This is a genomic window from Amycolatopsis sp. SID8362, from assembly GCF_010550475.1.
Classification (GTDB): domain Bacteria; phylum Actinomycetota; class Actinomycetes; order Mycobacteriales; family Pseudonocardiaceae; genus Amycolatopsis; species Amycolatopsis eburnea.
Window position 1 is genome coordinate 1 of the sequence record NZ_JAAGNB010001331.1, and the last position, 2910, is coordinate 2910.

Consider the following 2910-nt stretch of genomic DNA (forward strand, 5'->3'; position numbering starts at 1 on the left):
TCCAGACCGCTGTGGCGAAGCTCCGGCCGTCGGCCGCCCCGACCTCGGCGCCGGTCCGCACGACCACCCGGCTGCGGCGGTTCGCGAGCGCCGGCGAACTGCTGGACGCGCTCGCCGTCCGGTACGGCGAGGAGACCCGCCCGCCGCGCGTGCTCGTGATCGCGGCGGACTCCTCCGGCGCCGCGGTGATGCTGTTCGTCGACGCCGGTCCCGACGGGTCCTTCGGCGTCGCGTGGGCCACCGCGCTGAACCGGTTCGTGCTGCCGCCGGACGGGCGGGACGCGGAAGCGGTGCCCGGCTACTCGGCCGGGCACCCGGATTCCTTCCACCTGGTGGCCGAAACCACCGACGAGGACGCCTTCCGCAAGGAGCTGACCGCCGCACTGGTGCGAATCTGGCGCGCGGCCACCCCGGAGGTCCCCGACCGGCGGATCGCGGAACGGGCGGCGGCCCGCGCCAAGCGGTACCGGCTGACCGGCGCGCTCTACGAGTACCGGTCCGGCGGGACCCCGGTCGCCTGGTTCGCCGGGCGGCCCGGGCTCACCGACCGGGCCGGGCTGCCGGTGCTCGTCCTCACCGAGCAGGTCCCGGAGGCGCGGGACACGCGGTACGGCACCGATTGCGAGCCGCTGCGCTACGACCCTGACGCGGCCGGGAACGCCGACCCCGACCGGCCCTACCTGCACGAGCTGGAAGTGTCCGACTGGGACGACAGCGCGTTCGGCGACCTGATCGACACGATCGCGGCCGAGCTCGGCATGGCGGAACCGCGGTTCATCGGGTCGTTCCTCTTCGCCGCGCTCGCCGTCATCGCGCGGCGAAGCGAAGGCCTGGGCAGGCTGGGCGGCACGGAAGCGCGCCAGGACGTGCTCCGCCACCTCGTGACGGCCCTGGAAGCGGTGAACGTCCTGTTCTTCGCCTACACCAAGGCGGTGCTCGCCAGGGACAAGGCGCGGAAGCTGCCGTGCCCGCTGGCCGGGCACGCCGAGGAGTGGGCGGGCTACCTGCACCGCGACTACTTCCCGCTGCGCCGCAAGGTGGTCGCGTCGCTGTTCATCGCCGCCTGCCAGGACGCGCTGCTGGAACACCTGGAGAAGAGCGCGGCCGAGATCGCCGGCCGGCTGGCGAGCACCGACTGGCTGCCCGCCACCCGCGTCGTCCTGACGACGCTCCTCGCCGACCTGCCCGAGCTGACCGACCTGCTCGGGAAGCTGCGGCGGGCCAAGGCGATCAACGACAGCACCGTCCGCATCGGACCGGAGCCGGGGCACAGCTACCGGTCGGTGGACGGCGTCGAAGTCGTGCGCACGCCCGTCTTCCCTGGCCGGGACCGGCCCGGGTTCGACCCGTTCCGCACCGGCTACCGGATCCAGGACGCCCACGGAGTCTGGCACACGCTCGACGAGGTCGAAGCCGAGGTCGCGAACCTGCGGTCCACCGCCCAGCTCACGGATCCGTTCCTGGAGAAGCTCGCCGACATCGCCGAGGTGGTGCGCCGGCTGCGCGTCGCGCGGCAGCTGGACAGCCTGGGCGCGGAGACCGCCGGGCGGGTGGTGACCGACGCCGTCGACCGCGAGTTCTTCGCCGTGCTGGGGGAGATCCGGCAGACCAACCGGGAGAAGACCGAGGAAGCGCGCGAAGACCGGATGGTCGCCTTCGGGCTGGCGAGCTTCGAACCGGACGACAGCACCGAGCTGCACGCCCGCCTGAGCGGCGTGCACGACCTGGCCGACCGGCGGCTGAAGGACATGTTCACCCGCGGCAAGAGCGGCGCGTCGATCTTCGGCGACGAGCACATCTACGTCGAAGGCCTCGCCGCGCTGGCCGGGCACGAGATCGCGAAGGCCCGGTTCCGCGAGTTCTTCGAGCTCGCCGGCTTCACCCTGCTCGCGGTGTTCTTCCCCGAAGCGGCGTTCGTGGCCGGGCTGTTCCAAGCCGCGGAAGGCATCCACACCGCGCACGAGCACGCCGACCTGCAGCGATCCCTGCTCGGGGGCGACGACATCCTGTCCCGCGCGCAGGTCGAGGCCGAGCTGGCCGCGGCGTGGCTGCAGGGTTTCCTCGCCATCGCGCCGGAACTGCCCGCCGTGGTCCGCGACGCGATCACCGGCGCGCGGGCGCTGGCCAAGGGCGAACTGAACGCGGTCACGGCGGCGGCGTTGCGGCGCAAGCTGTCGGAGATCGCCGGGCACCTCGCCGCGATCACCGCCGAGCACTTCGTCAAGAGCTTCCTGGCCCAGCTCGCCACCGGCTACGTGCTGAACCTGGCGCTGTCGGCGGTGGTGGGCGAATTCGCCGAAGCCGTGGCGGCCGAATACCGGCTCGGGGGCACGGTGCCGCAGGGCGAGATCGCCGGGCACGCCGCGCGGACGATGGCCGCCGCGGTGGCCGCGAGCACGGGGGAGGGATCGTGACGGGCCGCCCGCGGGTCGTCGTCGACCTCGAGGCCGCGGCGCGGGTGAGCGCGCGGGTGCGGCAGTTCCCGCGGCTGCGCGAAGCGGTCGAGAGCATCTCGAAGGCGGCCGGCATCCCCGAAAAGGTGGTGGGCGAACACCTCGACGCGTCGGTGTACCGGGCCCTCGAACGCCTCGGCGAGCGGTACGTGACCGAGATGGGCGCGGTGGTCGAACGGGTCGGCCGGCTGCGCGAAGAGGTGGACGGCTTCTACCGCAAGGCCTTCGGCCGGAAGCTGCGGACCGAGGAGCTGGCGGGCCTGCGCTCGGCGCTGGAACGCCTGCGCGACACCAGCAAGGAACTGATCGCGCCCGACGTCTGGGCCCAGCGGCAGCCGCGTACCGCGCCGGAACTGCCCGCCGCCGTGCCGGAGCCGGTGCCGGATCCGTTCGCGGACCTCGAAGCCGAGGCACCCGCCCGGGAACCGGTGCCGCGGCCCGCGGACCGGCCGCGCTG

At 73.6% G+C, this 2910-nt stretch carries 1 protein-coding gene and 1 pseudogene; both read left to right on the forward strand.

All coding sequences use genetic code 11. The features are described 5' to 3' along the window. On the forward strand, positions 1–2414 hold a 2414-nt coding region (locus G3I65_RS41110), incomplete at its 5' end, for a hypothetical protein (RefSeq protein WP_160700874.1). Beyond that, a pseudogene (locus G3I65_RS41115) lies at positions 2411–2910 on the forward strand (hypothetical protein); the annotation flags it as partial. The gene G3I65_RS41110 and the pseudogene G3I65_RS41115, both read left to right, overlap by 4 nt.